Source organism: Methylovulum psychrotolerans, assembly GCF_002923755.1.
GTDB lineage: Bacteria > Pseudomonadota > Gammaproteobacteria > Methylococcales > Methylomonadaceae > Methylovulum > Methylovulum psychrotolerans.
This window is the reverse complement of sequence record NZ_PGFZ01000004.1, coordinates 202,882-218,984: the sequence shown is the minus strand read 5'-3', so window position 1 is coordinate 218,984 and position 16,103 is coordinate 202,882. Positions and strand designations below refer to the sequence as shown.

Annotated in this window: 14 protein-coding genes; 1 reads left to right on the top strand and 13 read right to left on the bottom strand. The window is 46.0% G+C overall.

Annotated elements, in window-relative coordinates:
* Positions 1-10: 10 nt before the first annotated feature.
* The 8 genes from AADEFJLK_RS11125 to AADEFJLK_RS11090 form a co-directional block, all read right to left on the bottom strand.
* The gene (locus AADEFJLK_RS11125; protein WP_249028021.1) at positions 11-979 is read right to left on the bottom strand and encodes a cupin-like domain-containing protein; all 969 of its coding nucleotides are present in this window, start codon (positions 977-979) and stop codon (positions 11-13) included.
* A gap of 298 nt (positions 980-1,277) precedes the next feature.
* Positions 1,278-1,517 (bottom strand): MbtH family protein, encoded by a 240-nt coding sequence (locus AADEFJLK_RS11120; RefSeq protein WP_103974301.1) that lies wholly within the window; start codon positions 1,515-1,517, stop codon positions 1,278-1,280.
* A gap of 428 nt (positions 1,518-1,945) precedes the next feature.
* Entirely contained in the window at positions 1,946-3,178 is a 1,233-nt protein-coding gene (locus tag AADEFJLK_RS11115) for a transposase (protein WP_103974300.1), read from the bottom strand.
* Positions 3,179-3,387: 209 nt separating this feature from the next.
* Positions 3,388-4,953 carry a glycosyltransferase family 32 protein gene (locus tag AADEFJLK_RS11110; RefSeq protein WP_103974299.1) on the bottom strand — a complete coding sequence of 522 codons (1,566 nt, stop codon included), beginning with the start codon at positions 4,951-4,953 and terminating at the stop codon, positions 3,388-3,390.
* A complete protein-coding gene (locus AADEFJLK_RS11105; protein WP_103974405.1) occupies positions 4,950-6,023 on the bottom strand; it encodes a GSCFA domain-containing protein in 1,074 nt (357 codons plus the stop codon). Before AADEFJLK_RS11105 ends, AADEFJLK_RS11110 begins: the two co-directional genes overlap by 4 nt.
* A 621-nt stretch (positions 6,024-6,644) precedes the next feature.
* On the bottom strand, positions 6,645-7,406 hold the full coding sequence (locus tag AADEFJLK_RS11100) for a sulfotransferase family protein (protein ID WP_103974298.1): 762 nt from the start codon (positions 7,404-7,406) through the stop codon (positions 6,645-6,647).
* A gap of 387 nt (positions 7,407-7,793) precedes the next feature.
* A complete protein-coding gene (locus AADEFJLK_RS11095) occupies positions 7,794-8,057 on the bottom strand; it encodes a hypothetical protein (protein WP_103974297.1) in 264 nt (87 codons plus the stop codon).
* Positions 8,058-8,128: 71 nt separating this feature from the next.
* A complete protein-coding gene (locus AADEFJLK_RS11090) occupies positions 8,129-8,497 on the bottom strand; it encodes a hypothetical protein (protein WP_088620473.1) in 369 nt (122 codons plus the stop codon).
* Positions 8,498-8,664: 167 nt separating this feature from the next.
* On the opposite strand from AADEFJLK_RS11090, the gene tnpA reads away from it, so the two are divergent.
* Positions 8,665-9,093 carry an IS200/IS605 family transposase gene (gene tnpA, locus AADEFJLK_RS11085; RefSeq protein WP_103974296.1) on the top strand — a complete coding sequence of 143 codons (429 nt, stop codon included), beginning with the start codon at positions 8,665-8,667 and terminating at the stop codon, positions 9,091-9,093.
* Positions 9,094-9,277: 184 nt separating this feature from the next.
* Here tnpA and AADEFJLK_RS11080 read toward each other — a convergent pair whose 3' ends face one another.
* The 5 genes from AADEFJLK_RS11080 to AADEFJLK_RS11060 form a co-directional block, all read right to left on the bottom strand.
* The gene (locus tag AADEFJLK_RS11080; protein WP_146054561.1) at positions 9,278-11,338 is read right to left on the bottom strand and encodes a hypothetical protein; all 2,061 of its coding nucleotides are present in this window, start codon (positions 11,336-11,338) and stop codon (positions 9,278-9,280) included.
* A gap of 83 nt (positions 11,339-11,421) precedes the next feature.
* On the bottom strand, positions 11,422-12,222 hold the full coding sequence (locus tag AADEFJLK_RS11075; RefSeq protein ID WP_146054560.1) for a hypothetical protein: 801 nt from the start codon (positions 12,220-12,222) through the stop codon (positions 11,422-11,424).
* A gap of 249 nt (positions 12,223-12,471) precedes the next feature.
* On the bottom strand, positions 12,472-13,626 hold the full coding sequence (locus AADEFJLK_RS11070; RefSeq protein WP_103974294.1) for a glycosyltransferase 61 family protein: 1,155 nt from the start codon (positions 13,624-13,626) through the stop codon (positions 12,472-12,474).
* Between the two features lie 72 nt (positions 13,627-13,698).
* On the bottom strand, positions 13,699-15,015 hold the full coding sequence (locus tag AADEFJLK_RS11065; protein WP_146054559.1) for a hypothetical protein: 1,317 nt from the start codon (positions 15,013-15,015) through the stop codon (positions 13,699-13,701).
* Between the two features lie 89 nt (positions 15,016-15,104).
* On the bottom strand, positions 15,105-15,971 hold the full coding sequence (locus AADEFJLK_RS11060; RefSeq protein WP_088620468.1) for a sulfotransferase: 867 nt from the start codon (positions 15,969-15,971) through the stop codon (positions 15,105-15,107).
* Positions 15,972-16,103 lie beyond the last annotated feature (132 nt).

Genomic DNA, 16,103 nt, shown 5'->3' with positions numbered 1-16,103 from the left:
AATAATCTCCCTATGAGACGTAATTCAGATATGAACGGTACCAAGGCAATACCTGTCCGGCGGATAATCCGGCGCATTGCCCCAAAGCGATCACAGTATTGTAATAAACGTTTTTAATAGGCATTCCTTTCAGCAATGCCATAACGCCTCGGATGGCACTGCCGCGTGTATGCCAATCCACATTGAAAGAGATGGAACAATCGAGGCTGCGGACGTGGTGAAGCATTCCCGGCGGCATGTACAGCATGTCACCCGCTTCCACAATACATTCCTGGACTTGCGCGGCACGGTAAAGAGGGTAGCGTATAAAATCGGGGTTTTCGACATCCACTTCGCACCAACGCCATTTATAGCGATAACAAGATGGTAATTGGTCATGATGCAATAAGGTGAAACGTTTGCGGCCTTTGATTTGGAAGAATAGGTTATGAGTGAGCAAGCAATCGAAATGCAGGGGCGTTAAGCTATGGCTGGGGCCTAGAAAAAATTGCGCAAACTTAAGCCAGTCAGTCTGATACCATTCTGGAAAATAAGTGGTAGGAAAACCCTCAAGATCGTTGGCGGCATCCGGTAACACGCTCAATAACGGTAAGTCATGCAAATAAGCGGGTCTTTGTTTCGCTGTTGCCCCGTTGCGTTGAAGCAAGTTTTCAAAATTTGCTAGTTGCTCCAAATAGCCATCCAAACGGGTGGTAATTGTCCGTAAGCCGTTAACGCCTTCTTCGTTTAAGCCTTGCTTAAGTTGGACGGGACGATTACCTGCAACTTGAGCAAGATGATCCATAGTCCAACGCGAGAGTGCCGGACAATCTTTCAGTGCGTTAGGTATAATGACCGGTCGGCTTTTTTCCACAAAATCGCTAAAGAAAGTTAACGGCGATAAGCCCTCCCTACGTTCTAACAATGGATAGGGGATTTTTACAGGTGCCTTTTTTGCCGAAGAGTCGGTAGCCGCTCGGAACGCCATCAAATTTTCCATAATGCCTCCAATAGAGGATAAGTTTCCTTTGATCGCCCTGCCTGCGCCACGCTTAGGGCGTGTCGGAATGGGCGGTGTGCCAGAAAATCTCCAATGATGCGGGTTGGGGTTAGATACCAATCAGCGAATGAGGCTTGTCTTTTTGCCGTATGGATTGAGGCTGATTTTCCAAGCCATCGTAAACACATCCCCAAAACCATAGCTAACGGATAAGATGAACCGCTATAGGGCGATAGTAGAATGTATCCGGTAACAACAGGCCAAGCTTTTACATGGCCGATAAGTGGAATGAATGCCATTAGCCTGCCGCCGTTTGGGTTTCGATAAGTTTTGCGCTTGCCATCATTGCGTTGCGCAAACTTAAAGGGCGCATATCTGTCCAGACTGTCTTGATGTAATCGAGACAGTCTTGTTTGAGACCTATCTTGCCGACAGTATCCCAACCTTTAGGCACTTCTTTATATTCCGGCCAAATCGAGTATTGTTGTTCATGATTGATAACTACATGGTAAATCGTCGTGTCTTCGTCCCAAGCCATACTTCACCCCTTTTTGTTATTACATTTGAGACCACTATTTAATGGGCACAAATGCTCTATGTGATTGATTTATAAAAATCACCTGTTTTGAATGGCGTAATGGTAAGCAGTGTGGTGGGATAAATGAATGCGACAAAGTGTCGCATGGCAGGCTATTGCGGCTTGAAAAACGAGAACTATGTTATATAACACAACTATTAAAAGTTAATGTGGCATATAACATAGTTTATAAAAATAGATGGTTTTTTTGTGTAAAGAAATATCTTTATAGACCGCAATCGTTGCGGTCAAAATGGGTAACGCCGAAAATCATCCAATCTTGGGAGATCATTCAATTGACGTTGCCAAAATGTGAATATCCGCTTTAAACTCGATCATCAAGTTTTTAACATTCGCCCAGACCGCTTTCAAGCCGTCATCCGGCAGCCCTATACTTTAGTGAAGGGGTTGTTTCCATCCGCCCCAAATCCCTGCCGGAAGCGGGCCGTCTGCTCTGGGTGAAGGAGGAGGCAGTGGTCAAACAACAGACTCAGGATCAGGCCCCTGCTTGACCCCTCTTCGTCCAATTGTTTGGCCTCCCGCCCCCAACCCTCATAAAGCTTCCAGTCCTCGAAAAAAACTTCCACAAGCCACCGCAGCGAGTAGGTTTGGAGGATGTCCAAGGCACGCCATGTCATATCGGTGGCCACCAGATAGCGGTAGCCGGTTTCGCCCTCATATTTGAGGGCGACCACAAAACGTTTTGTGCCGTGCGCCCCCACTTTCAGGCGTGCCCCGGCGGCCGTCACCCGGATGTCTTTGCCGCCGCGCACCTTCATGGCCACCGCCACGCCCGGGTTGAGGGTGTTGAAATAGGTGTCCGATGTCCGGCTTTTGCCTTTGTGGGCGATGTTCTGGTTGCGGTGCAATTGGCTGACCACTTGCACGCCGCCGAAAATTTGTGAGGCCGCGTCCATAAAGTCGGCGCTGCCGTACAGCGCGTCCGCCAAGACCGCCTTGACCTTGACGCCGCCGTGCGCCTGACGGAAGCCCGCCAACAACCCTAAGGCGATCTGCGCTTTGGTCGGGTAAGCCGCGTCCCGTGCGGGTTTGGCGGGGCGGTCGGCCTTCGCCGACCCCGCCGCCTTCAGGCGCTTGTCCTCCTTGTCCCACGCCTTCAGCGCCGGGTCGGGCATGTAGAAGGCCGCCCCCACCGAACAGGTGGCGGAGCCGGACACCAGCAACAGCAGCACCACTGTCTGCCCGTTGACATAACCGCCGGAGGGCTTGTGCTTTTGTTTGTACGCCTTATGGATCCGGGCCGTCCGCTTGGAACGCGCCCGGTCGGACTCGTCCACCACCAGCACGCCTTCGCTTATCCCGTGACGGCGCAAGACCTGCGACACGCTCGCCGACAGCAAACTCCCCCAGGCGATGGCCGCCTTGCGGAACAGCCACGACAACGCGGTGGCCTTGTACTTCCCAAGGCTGCCACGCTCGAATTTGGCCCAGCACAACGAATTGGTCAGCAACATCCCCATCAGGCAAAACACCAGCCAATACTTTTGCTTGTTGGTCAGGCGGCTTCCCGTATCCGCCGCCAAGCCCGCATCCAAACCGGCGACAAAATCTTCTATGAAGGGGGCAAACTCGGTCAGTAGCATGGCGTTCAATCCGGTCATTTTTTAACGCGGATTAGCTTACCTGCTTTACCACCCATTTTCAGCCATAAAGTTGGCGGCTTTATGAAAAACTTGATGATCGAGTAAAAAGCATATCGTACGACCTCACTGGGCAAAGGCTTTTGGGCGGGTTGGATCAATAATGGTGACGTTTAAGGGTAAATATCAACAAACTCAGTTTGAACGTTAATTTGGATAATGTCTATTACTTATTCATCTTGATCAATGCTTTTTGCGGCGACAGACCAATGTAAATTGGTCGTTTTATAGCTAAGTGCGGTTTTTAAAAAACCAGTCCCATTTTGCACTAGCGAAAAAGCATAAGACACAACAGCAACACCAATGGGCAAAATAGAAAAATCAGGATGGTTTTCCTTACTGGCAATATAAGACCCCAAAGCCCTTGTGAATAAGGCAGGGCCGGATATTCCTAATGTTTGTTTTAATATATTTTCAACATTGTTTTTACAGGCGTTTATAATGCTTTTTGATACCGTTGAAATGGCAAAATCAATAACGGGGCATTGCGGCACTGAACCAATAAGCCAATTGCAGACGCCGGTTATATTTTGCGAGTCCCACTTAAAAACAACCAGTTCGCCTTTAATAGCAAACAATTCAAGAAACTTTTCTGTAAGCACCATGTCGGCATCCAGATAAAAGCCTCCATACTGGTACAAATAGCACAACCTAAACAGATCGCATTTCATCGCCGGATGCGGTGAAATATCGTAAGCTTTATATACCTCTTCGGAAAAGTGTTTCCGTATGCAATCCCTTGCGTCACTATCATTTAACAACACATATTCAATGTCGGCCATTTTGCATAAGTAACGGTTTCTATTGATCAGCGTTTGAACTTGTTCTGGCGGGCTATCCGTATCCCAATACTGGAATACCCTTAAAGGAATGGAGACATTGTTTTCTGAAATGACGCTAGCCTTTTGAAAACGCTCAAGCGCAAAAAAGGCATCTTTAACTGAAAGAAGCGGTATGTGTTTTTTTTCTACAGATCGCAATGAAATCATGTTAAATATATCCTTTAAGTATTCAACGCCATAATCCTTATTCATGTGAGCATGGTCATTTTCAGGATGTACAAAGGTGAACCCCTCAATTAAACGGACTGATGCATTAGAATAATGAGTTTTTGTAAAAATATTATCAGTAACCGTCCGTTCTGGCTGAGGGATTACTTTTGCTTGAAAAACCCGAAAAGCCTGCTGGATACCGTCATCGTAACCTTGGCGAATCATCTCACTATCATCATTAACTAAAAAGTCCCAATTATGGGATGCATCATCTACACATGCCCGACTAGGGAAAGGCGAAGAAGAGACAATAAGCGGTAAATCCGTGAGACGGCGTACCATAGTGGCCATTTTAAACAGCAGGCTATGTTCCGCGCCATCTTGGCAAACCTTGGAAAAGGAATCTCGTGTCATAAATTGACGGGATGAATCGGCGTTTTTATCTATTTTATGGTTTTGTAGAGTCGAAGAAAAAATCCGCACATCACAAGCCAACCCATAAAGCAAGACTGCATCAAAATAAGTGAAATCGACCAATTCTAGCCCATTGGATGTAAATAGAATATCTTGTTTTGTACGATCATTTGTGGGAACTAAGCATCCATTCTCCTCCTTTAAATGAGTCATTGCATTGGCTCTGGCGCCAAAAAAAACCAATTCAACCTGATTATAATCGGTTACCAACTCATCCCACGCCAATTTAAGGGCTGCAAGGTGGGAATTACCCATTACACAGATTTTCATTGCGGTTTTTCCTTAGTGCCGAAGGCGGCAAGCAATTCTTCTTCGCAGACCACATGATCATAATTTTTTTCAGGTTGTGCCATTGTAAGGGAAGCCACAGGAAGTGCGATATTTTTTTTGTTATGGTCGCCTAAGCATGAAAAAAAAGAATCCATAACAAAGTTGACACCTTTATCTGTCACTGTCCTTAAGTTTTCCTGATAAAACATTCCCCGAAACGGGGTGCCGGTAATTAATTCATAAGAAGGGAAATAATCAGTATCTTCGCGTGCCGAAGACATGTCTTCGGCGACCGCCCTAAGTGCCGATTTTGAATAGGTGGTCGCAACCAGCACATGCTTATCCGTTGCTGTAGCGGTTAAGGGAACGGGTGAAACCGTCAAAAGAAATTTTATATGGGGATTGATTTCTTTTATTAAATTGAGTGAATACTCCAAATCCCGGATAATTTCGTTGTATTTGTAATTGATGAACGAATGTTTTTTAGCGTCAAAGTCGCCTGCAACTGTTCCCGGACACATAGGATAAACATAGTTATGCTGTGAGTTTATCCATGCCTCAGTCAGTCCTAATGTAAAAACAAATAAAGATGTTTGTTTAAACGTATCTCGAATTGCCGTAAGCGTACTATTTCTTGATGCCACCATCTCTTCAATGCTATAAAAACCATTTGGCTCAATGCCAGGTCTAAAAGGGTCATAGAAACGGTTACCCTTCATCCAAGCTTCATCAGGCGCCGGTTCGTTAATAATAGCCCAAATAAGCCATTGTTTTAACAAGGCCGCAGTATAAATATTGCCAGTACGGAATGAAAATATTCCATAATTGAATAATGTTTGCGATGTTAATGATAGGCCTTTGGGAGCAGGCTCACCATCTAACCACGAATATCCGCGGGCCATAAGTGCTTTACTGATATGCTGGGCAAAACAAGAACCTGAGGTAGCTATTTTCTGTGTTTTATCTAAGGAAAATTTGGGTTTCCAAATATCATGTATTTGGGTAGGTTCCAAATTTGCGATAGCTGTACGCCAAAAAGCTTCAACCGATAAACATTCATAAGGGTTCATTAACATTCTCCTTAGTGTGTTGCAAATAAAATGCCATTTACGACTGCATTGTTAGTTTACGTTGAGGGTTAGATTATCCGGGTGCTAAGCATTTCATTAAGGGTTTTTTGAAAAATATTATTCCGATCAATCCCTTAGTCAAATAAACAGGAAATGCTGGAGGTGTTGCCGACTTGAGCCACCCCGATGTTCATGAAGCCATCTCGCTCCATGCGGTTTGGCATCATCGATAGCAACGCCTCGATTATGAGCTCCCATTGCTTGAGGGAGGGCGTGGCGAAAGGGCAGGGCTTAGCACGTCAAGTAATATTATGATTACATAATCAGAAGGGGATGCAGATTATGTAATGTCAGAAACCACTATATCCTGCCACTTCTGGTCTTCTTTTTCACTTAATCTTTTAGCGCGTCAGCCTTGCTGTTTAACTAAAGTAGTCTATCAGATGTTATCGCATTTTTCTAAAATGATTCCTGATGTTACAAAGCAGGTTTCTGATAGTGTATTTTAAAGAAAATATAGCGTAGCTTCATCAATTAAGTAACCGCTCATAAATCATTTAACATTTTTATGTCTGCAATCCTCTAAAAACCTAACTTGCCCGTTAAAAAACGTTTGCACAGTTACTTAGCTGCAAAATACCCATAATGCCTACCCCATCGGCCACAAAGTTTTTCAATTGCTTGCAATTCTTCAGGCCTAAATAACGTATCGTGCTCATGTTCTTTCGGGACGGTGACAATCTCGCTAAACCATTCGGCATCAAAATTTTCGCCAAGATAAGTCAGCATCTTTTCTAATTCAGGCAAGAAGTTACTTGTAAAATCCTCATACTTCACTTCATAAACCCGATGGCCGTATGCTTTTTTTAGCATAAAAATAATAGCCGCGGCTTCATTCCAGTAATTGCAAGCACCAACAAGATTATCAATTTTAACGACTTTGCCAATTCGTAAACTGGAAACGACGTCTATCGGGTTACGGACGATATGCACAAACTTGGATCCTGGAAAGTCGGCAGCTATCATTGCCGCGCCGTATACATTCTGCGGCGTTTTATCAAACCATCGCTTCCCTCCAAATTTGTTGTTAAGCATATATTGTTGCATATATTTTATTTCTAGGTCACTCCGAGAAACGCTTTTATTTAATATCTCCTTGAATTGTTCCTCGGTGATACCATCCATCTCTCGGTGCTTTTTTAAAACTGAGTTAGTCGTGCTGGAAAGTAATTTTGTCGATTGCGGTGTGCCAAATGGCTCGCTCCATCTAAAGAAATGCGTCTCTTCTGGTGAAATTAAGCCAGGGTGTTTGCGTAAAACGTCTCTTAATAGAGTGGTTCCTGAGCGAACGCATCCAATAATAAAAAAAGGGGGATTTTTCACTTATTTATCCTTATAAACGCTAATAAAATTATTTATGCTATTTACCTTCCTAAGTTAAAAACTAGGGCTTTCGTAGCCAAGTCATTATTGCGCATATCTTATATACTGACATTTATATTTTGACGAAAACGCCGTATGAATTTCAGAATCTGTTTATCATTAATAAAATAGCGCCCTTAAATTTATCCGTCATTTTAATATGGCAAATATGTTGGCATTTGTTTTTTTGATTAAAAACGCACCGTCAAATATGGCTATATTTTTATGGATTAATTTTCTGCCTTAGGGATGAGTATAAAAAAGGCATAAGACGGAACCTAACTGCTCCCGGGCTTTATAACCGAAAGCCTTACCCTACAAAAGCAGTTTAGCTTCGGCATAAAAACCTTACTTTTTAGCTTTCGGTTTAGCGGCAGTAAAAATCACTTTTTTGACGGCTGTCTTCTCGCCGTCTTTTTCGCGTTCGACTTGGCGAATTTTAAATGATCCTAGGCCTGCAATTTTTACCGCACCTTCTTCGGCCGCACTGACCTGTTTGCCGATTTCAAGCAAAGCAGCGGCGATAATTTTCGCCGCCTTAGCGTCCGGCATTTTGCCTAACAGCTTAGGATTGGTTTGTTTTATTAATTCTACAACTTCAAGTGATTTCATTTTACACCCTATATTCTTACAGTGATTAAAAAATATGCCTTACGGCTGCAAATTACCAGTAAACCCAATGTTCACTCAAGTAAACCTTTTTTTAAAAAAACCTTACGCAACGCCTGCCATTGGAACACAATATCTTGGGCGGCCATAGCAGCGGCATCACCGCCTTGTCCGCGTTCAAACCATCGCTCCGCCAAGGAGAGGGTTTCCGCGAGCGTCAAAGCCGCCACCTCTTCCTTCAGCATCAGCGTTTTGTGCTGTGTATCCAGCCATACCTGAAACGCCCGCACCTCGGCTTCGGTCAGTTTTACGCGTAATTCATCGCTAAGCTCAGGTGCGGATAATCTGACCGAGCCGATGATGGCGTTGCTGCCTTTTTTGGTGCTGCCGTCATAAGTGACGCGGATAAGCTGGATAACGTTCTTACGGACGCGAAAGTGCATAAAACCTTTACAACTGATAGCGATAAGTCAGGCAATATATTGCCCCATTAAAACAAATAAAGCAATACAATTTTTATTTCCATATGCAAGGTTAAAACCACCGACTTTAGTCGGTTAGATTTCATCAGCAATTTGTATTAAGTTGCCTATTTTGCTGGGAGCTAAAGGTGGAGTATAGATATGGGAGCCACACGGTATTTAGAATTGAGTACCATTTTGTTTGGGTGACGAAATATCGTTATCCCGTCTTAAAAGGGGATGTTGCCTTGCGAGTCAGGGAATTGGTCAAGCAAATTTGTGAAGCCTTTGAAATACGGATATTGAAAGGGGTCGTTAGCAAAGATCATGTGCAGATACTGGTATCAGCCCCACCTACACTAGCGCCCAGTGAGATAATGAGGCGGATTAAAGGCAGGACGGCCAGTAAGCTCTTTGAAGAATTTCCGGCATTGAAAAAACGCTATTGGGGTCAGCATTTTTGGGCAAGGGGATATTTTTGCGCAACAGTTGGCGAGATGACGGAAAATATGATTAAGGAGTATCTCGCTCATCATTTTGAGCCTGGAACAATTAAAGGCTTTGATATTGAGCCCTAAACACGTCGTTAAGGCGACGTGTATCCCGACTTTCAGTCGTTATATCACTAACCCACCGACCTAGTCGGTGGTTGTTGAGTGGCAAATAAAATATAACTTATTGATATAAAATATCAATAAAAATCCTAACAAAACATGGCCTATTAAGGATAAAGAAAATATATCGCCATTTAAGCCTCTATGATTAGCGTTTTATTAAAAATACCGCATCTTGTGGCGGCACTAGCACATCGCTGCCGACGGTTTCGCCTGTATTAACTTCTGGGGCTTGCGTACCTTTCAGATGCCGGTACAGGTCTTTTTGCACAGTGGCGTGCCAAGGCTTATGGCCCATATTTAACAAAACCATGCCGTTGGCAAACTCGCGCGACCAGTGTTCGGCACTGCCCGCATACAGTTTGACGGCATTTAAAGTTGTTTTGCCGAGCTGTTCGGCGATGCCGAACACGGCCGCAGGGCTGCCGTCGGCCACAAAACTGACCCGATAAGTCCGCGGTGTGCTGTCGATTAAAACCGACAGCGGCGCAGCGGCTTTTTTGGTATCGGCAGCCCCGCTGATGACCAGCATCCGGGGTACTTGGGCAAAATCTTGGCCGGCATAATGCCAACTGTCATCACCCTGGGCATCGAAGACGAGCGTGTAGTCTTGGTTGGCCTGCAAGGTTTTTAAGCCGCCGTTGGGCTCATAGCGCACCCCATACCACATTTGCTCCGGCAGGATATTGGCGGGGATATGCTCGACCGTCATGGCGTTTTGTCCGCTCGGCTTGGCCGTAAACCCTTTGTCGGTCACCCAGCGCCATGACGTACCCGCCAGCAAATCGGCTGTGCCCAGATCACTTAAGTCTTGTTGTGCCGGGGCCAGCGGGCGGCCTAGCCAATGCCAGTCATGGCGGTCGCCGCCTTGGTATTCGTCCCAAGCGAACACGCCAAAATGTTGGTTGCTGCCGTCGTCGTTGGCGATAACGTTGGCAGGATCAAATTTTAGGTTACCCAGGCTGGCAAACGGATGCGGCATACCTGTCAGGCAAGCGGCGGCCAGGCCTATCCGAAAGCGGGCATCGGTTTTTGAGCCGTCCGCATTACGCGCATTGGCATAGACGGTCGTCGGGGTTTTGGTAAACGGATAACTGATATGCGGTAAGGCTTGGGCATTTTCCGCCCACATCCGTAAATGTAAAAATGCCGTCGAGAAACGGTCAAAATGGTTGGCGGCCGGGAACGACTCCAATTGCACACCGTTAAGGTACTGCCAACCCCGGACACCGAACATGGCATCATTGCTGTCTGCTTGGATAATTTTGTCAGGGCCTACGAGGCGGCGCAACTCCCGGAAGAACACCCGCCCGCCCAGACCAAAACTGTTCACCCCATCAAGATAACCATAGTCGGCAACCCTGTCATTATCAATATCCATTGCCTGTTGTTCGGGGGCCCCCCACGTCCAACGCCCCACATCAAATTCAATGCCGTCGGCAGACGCTTGTGCCAAATTGTCGGCAGCATGGCGGGCATACCATTCGGCGGCGGTCAGGTTGCCAGCGCCTCCCCTAGGGCTATGCAGGCTGAAGTTAACTTGCCATTGCCGCGCCCAAAACATCATGTGCGGGGCAATAACCGTTTTTCCGGCTTCAAACGCCAAAGCTTTACTGCCCCATTGTCCGCGTTTGACGGTGATTTTTTGCCCGTCGATACGTTCGGCTACCAGGTGTTCGGCATGAGACCAATCCGGTTTCCCGGCTTTATCTAAGGCATAAATGATTAACGCCAACGGCGTTTTTTTCTGCATTTTTTCCAGACGGCGGGCATTTTTGACGATCAATCTGGGGTCTTGGACGCTGATGACCGTATCTTGCGGGCTAATGTTTTGGCTGCTTAAGGTGCCAGGCTTGTACAATAAATGTCCGGGCCAGACATTGGCATAATCCTCTTCCGACACGCCGCCGTAAGCATCCTGTAAAGTGACGATTTTATCCGGCCAACGGGCCTTCACGGCGTGGGTCTTTTGGGCGTTGCCGGCACCATGGATGAAAAGATAAGGCGCTTGCTTGCCTAGCGCGTCGTCAAATGCAGGGCTGCCCTTATTGATTTTATCGAACGCATGAAACGTCATGGCCATAGGATAAGTGTCCGGCAATGGCGGCAAGCCAGCAAAAACCTCACCGCTCCCCACCGTTAGCAAGGCGGTTAAAAAAATACGGCAAAAACGACGTTGGGGAGTAACCCGGCATGGCTTTGCTGGCATCGCTGATCCTCTATGTAGTCGCCAAACCAAAGGTTTGGCTGAAATTATGCGGTGTTGGCTGGGCAACGGTCTGATTAAACAACTTAGTCATCAATACTGTCAGCCTTGACATAGGACAACATGAAGTTGACGATGTCCGCTGGCTTCAATTTGACGGCATCTTCTTCGGCAACAATATGGTCACTGCTGTATTGGTTACTTTGATGGAAATATTTTTTAAATAACTTTTCGTTAGAGTCTTTAAAAAAATCTAATATTGCCACCCGTTGTTCCGACGTGATCAGTTTTTGTGCGGGTGTGCCATTAACAAAAAAAGTCTTGGCATCCACCAAGATTTTTTTTCTGACCGCTACATCGTGGGTCAGTTGCTTGACCAGCCTTAAAATCTCCAACACTTCCAAATTGACCGAGATATTTTTCCGGTTAGTCCCTGAACCGTCTTCAATATAACAGCCTTTACGGCCAATCGCCTCAAAAAAGCCGGCAACGACATTGCTGTAGCTTTCATACTGTTGCACTTTTAATTTTTTTGCGCCGAACACCGAAGCCCATTGGTTCAAAAAGTGCAGATAATCAAGTTCATCGCTTAATAAAATAGGGTTTTTTAAGAAACGCTGCGCCGGTTGGGTAAAGTTATTCCTTAAGCCCTTGGCGCGTTCATTATAAAAAGACACAAACTGGTTATCTTGCCGTCTGACAAATGCCAAAATATGCACGTCAAACGGGTTAAGGCTTTGCTTTAATTGCCTGATGCTCTCCAATGGAGCCGTAAAAAACTCCTCGCTTGACAGTACCACTAACATACCCTCATTAAGGCTATTGAGTTCCTGTGTTAACGCTTTAAGGCAATCGGTTAAATTTGCCTCATCTTTAGGGTTTTTCATGGCAAAGGCCAGTTTATGCTGGCCATGTAATTGGAAATTTGATTTGGGATAATAAACGCCCCTCGTGTGCAATAGCTCCCTATCTTTATCCAATTTCATTTGTATTGAAGTCGTCCCCGTTTTATGCGCCCCAATATGAATGATGATTTTATGTTTCACTATGACTCCCCCAAAGCCGACCCAGTCGGTTAAACGTAAATAATTATAGTTGTATTTTTTTACCCAGGCCGATAACCAAAACAGCGTCCATTAAGCCGGATTATCCGTTTGTTGGAAAAAATCGTCGATACTTTGCAGATAGCCGACAATGAATTCATCCATGCTAGGCGACTCAAGCCGGGCATTTTTGAGCAGATAGCCCAAAATGTCCGCCTTGACTTTATCCCGCCAATCCGGGGGAATGGCTAAGGCGGCCGAGGCAAACCCTTGGGCGACTAAAAACTGCCCTAAATTGTCCAAGTCGGTTAAAGACAAGGCGTTGACATCGGCGAATTTAGCGGAAGTCAACGGCGGCGGTGTCATGACATCAATATATTTGATATAACATTTGGTACGCGGCTTAAAAACGCAATCAAACGACCTGGAACTGGGGCGGCGCTTAATCAACAACACATCCGCCTTAATTTTGGCAAACAGTTCCAGCAGATGCACGGCGGAACCTTCTTCAAAAATAATCTTTTCCGCTTCCTGATAGACTTTAAGCTGGACGGCTATCGGATAATTTTCGGGATAAAAAATAAAATAGCCTTCTTGCTGCAAACTGTTTTCCAGCACATCCAAGCCCGCAATCGAACCGTTCATACGGTATTTTTTGCGCGACACAAAAACCTTAGGCGTATAGCCGGACGGCAATGCTTCCCTATGTAAGCGCTGAGCCAATTTCAAGGTGGCCAAAAACTTAATATAGTCCGCCTTAGCGGCAACAAACAGTTGGGAACCCGGTTCAGGCACCAAAAGCTCTTCCACTTCCGTCAGTTGGGTCACATAGCGGATGGCACTTTCTTCAAGGCCTAAGAAATCTAAGATGGCTTTTGAATAACCGGGCAAATGATGCCCCAGTTCAAATTGCTTAATATTAGGGAGAAACAATACGCCAGAACACTGGTCACGGTATTCGTGCCAAGCCCATATCCGATGGATACATTCCGCCAAGAAATGCCCGAAATGGTTATGCAACCCCCCCAAGTATAACCACTTGCCCGCCAATTTTTCCGGCTGTTCCTGTAAGTGGCGTGCTTGGAGTTTCTCGTTAATAAAAGCTTTGCCATTGCGCATGTGGGCAAAATAATCAGGATCGCCCTGATCGCGCACCACCCCATGGGCAAATTGCCCCATACCCGCACCAAAGTCCTTATATAACGTTTGCGGCACCACTAATGCGTTCTTTTTTATTACTAAATCCATGAATCTACTTTATACCTCGTGAGTTTTCGCTAGCCACAGTCCGCTATAGTGCTTCTGCCAGAACCTATCAGGCTACGTTTTTTTGATATGGAACGTTATTTTCTTAGCGGTTTTCTTGTCGCCCTTCTCGGAGGTTTTGAATACGCCCAAGCCTTCAACCAGCACGTTGTTATCCGTATCGACCCGTCCGATAATGTGCTTAAACGCCTCGCTCAGCAGCAGGTCGGTATCGGCATCGGAAAGGTTTTGCAGGGTTGGGGAGGCTTGTTTCACTAAGCCCGCTAAGGTGCTGACGGTTAAACGGGAGCGTTTACCATCCGCAGCCATAACGGCCAAACCCGCTTCTTGAGCCAGTTTAAGGCGTAATTTATGTAGCCAAACAGCCACTTTTTTCGGCGTTATCCGCACCCCATCAGAAACTAGGCTAGCATCGCCCAATTGTTCGGCCAACCAGACCAAGCTCTCCGGGCTATACCTTAACAGATCTTCCGGCGATTTGACCGCATCGGGGCTTTCCGGCTCATTTTCATCCAGCGAAACGCCTACCCGTTCTTCTATCCAGTGGATATCATCACGGTTTGCTTCCAATACCGGGCTGACTGCCGACCAAGAAAACCGGAGCTTTCGGCCTTTTAACTGCGCCAAACGGGCAATCAGCAGTTTATTCTCGGCAATGGCGGCGATCCCTTCCCCAAACCCTGGCCCATAAGCGCGGTAGGTATATAAAAAGGCTGTCGCTTCGTAAGACAAACTTTCGTTAATCCTTTTGATGTCCGCTACCGGAAAATCAATCTGCAATTGCCGGCAAAATTCCTGTACCACGCAGCCGTTGTAAAAGGTGCTAGGATCAAATTTCCATACCCGCACCTTATCTTTACCCAGCACTTGGTCAAACTTTTCAATACGCTCCCGATACCTAGGATACAGCTTAGCAAAGTTTAACTGGCCTTTCGCCCCGTGTTTTAACGTTTCTTGAAACGCGCTTTCCATATAAGCTTTAGGTGACCGGATATAGCCGACCGCTTCTACCTGGTCGACATAATCTAAGAATAAATGCTGCAATTGCGCCACATGTGCCGGTTTAAAGGCATTAGAACTGAACCATTCTGCGGAGGCCAAAAAATTCTCGGCAGTACCGGAGAGCTGCTTGGCTAAGCGTTTTTTAAGCTTAAGTTTTTTTGCCTCCAGCCCTTGCAGGTCGGATTCAAAAATGACGTGTCGCCTTGCCGATAGGTCTTCGGCAAACAGCCGGCTAAAAGCACCGCCATGATTCGGGCTACCCAATTTCAGATAATGCCAGTGCTGGTCGCCCAATTGCTCTGCAAAAGAATGCTGTATTGAGGAAGATCCCGTTTTAAACATGCCAAAATGAATTACACACCGCTTCATCCACTTGCTCCTAAAATCCAATAACGATACTTAAGGTAAATAACCCTGATTAACGCCGATAGTTTGCATTATCTTCGCCATCGGGCTTATTAGGCCACACAGTTACCTTCGCCAAAAAAACTATCCAAATACTGTTGGTTGGATTCATAACGTGTTTGCAACAGGGCGAGCGTCGCATCGGACAACTCTTTGGTTTCATCCAATGCGTTTACCTTGGTGCCGACAATTTTTTGGTAATTGCCTAAGGAAATAGGGATTTCCAAAAATTCCGCCAAAGTGGCCGCTGTCCCTTCTACGTCACCAAACAACGCGTCATGGCTAAGCATTAAAACGTGGGGGAATTCTTGCCTATAAAGGGTCAGTGCCGTTGCATAATCATTGAGCGCGTCTTGCACCCGCATCCATTCTCCACCTGTATCAAGGATTTTCAGCATTTCTTCCTCAAACACCAACTGGCCGGAATTAGGCAACCCGTACATTAACAGCTTAAAAGCGGAAACAAAGCGCTTTACCGGATTTCTGGCCAGCAGCAAAATTTTGGCATCCTCACCGACTACCTCGCGCATTTTGCGGATGCCCGGCTCAGGTAAAATCATATATTCCGGGGTAATTTCCCCAAGCATATCATAATGCTTGGCTACGGGCCTGAACAGGTCGATATAGTCAATTTTCTGGATCGGTTTGGTTGCCAACAGAAAATTGGCACGCAAGGAATTTTTATAACGCTTATTCACAAAAGCAAAATCTTCTGCTTTGACTAGTCGGTCAATTTCCCGATTTAATTGGTTGACTGAAAAGTGTTTTAACACTGACTCATGGCGGACATGGAATAAGGTGTCAAAATAATGCAATTCCTTAACCGGATTCATGTAAATGGGCGAACATTGTTCCAAAATCCTATGCAATAGCGTTGAACCTGCCCGTTGCGAACCAATGCCGATAACAAATTGTGTCATTTTGCTTATCCTATTAAATAAATATCAGTTAATTCCTTGACCTGCTCGGAGACCCTGCGCAGGGCGGGCGAGTGGGCTTTGCCCTTAAACACGGCGGGCTTGTCGTCGATGGCTTCCAGGCAGGCGGTGAGT

Bases quoted from the DNA above. Each gene is read 5' to 3' on its own strand.
- AADEFJLK_RS11125 (WP_249028021.1), bottom strand. From the start codon at position 979: ATGGAAAATTTGATGGCGTTCCGAGCGGCTACCGACTCTTCGGCAAAA.
- AADEFJLK_RS11120 (WP_103974301.1), bottom strand. From the start codon at position 1,517: ATGGCTTGGGACGAAGACACGACGATTTACCATGTAGTTATCAATCAT.
- AADEFJLK_RS11115 (WP_103974300.1), bottom strand. From the start codon at position 3,178: ATGACCGGATTGAACGCCATGCTACTGACCGAGTTTGCCCCCTTCATA.
- AADEFJLK_RS11110 (WP_103974299.1), bottom strand. From the start codon at position 4,953: ATGAAAATCTGTGTAATGGGTAATTCCCACCTTGCAGCCCTTAAATTG.
- AADEFJLK_RS11105 (WP_103974405.1), bottom strand. From the start codon at position 6,023: ATGAACCCTTATGAATGTTTATCGGTTGAAGCTTTTTGGCGTACAGCT.
- AADEFJLK_RS11095 (WP_103974297.1), bottom strand. From the start codon at position 8,057: ATGAAATCACTTGAAGTTGTAGAATTAATAAAACAAACCAATCCTAAG.
- AADEFJLK_RS11090 (WP_088620473.1), bottom strand. From the start codon at position 8,497: ATGCACTTTCGCGTCCGTAAGAACGTTATCCAGCTTATCCGCGTCACT.
- AADEFJLK_RS11080 (WP_146054561.1), bottom strand. From the start codon at position 11,338: ATGCCAGCAAAGCCATGCCGGGTTACTCCCCAACGTCGTTTTTGCCGT.
- AADEFJLK_RS11075 (WP_146054560.1), bottom strand. From the start codon at position 12,222: ATGAAAAACCCTAAAGATGAGGCAAATTTAACCGATTGCCTTAAAGCG.
- AADEFJLK_RS11070 (WP_103974294.1), bottom strand. From the start codon at position 13,626: ATGGATTTAGTAATAAAAAAGAACGCATTAGTGGTGCCGCAAACGTTA.
- AADEFJLK_RS11065 (WP_146054559.1), bottom strand. From the start codon at position 15,015: ATGAAGCGGTGTGTAATTCATTTTGGCATGTTTAAAACGGGATCTTCC.
- AADEFJLK_RS11060 (WP_088620468.1), bottom strand. From the start codon at position 15,971: ATGACACAATTTGTTATCGGCATTGGTTCGCAACGGGCAGGTTCAACG.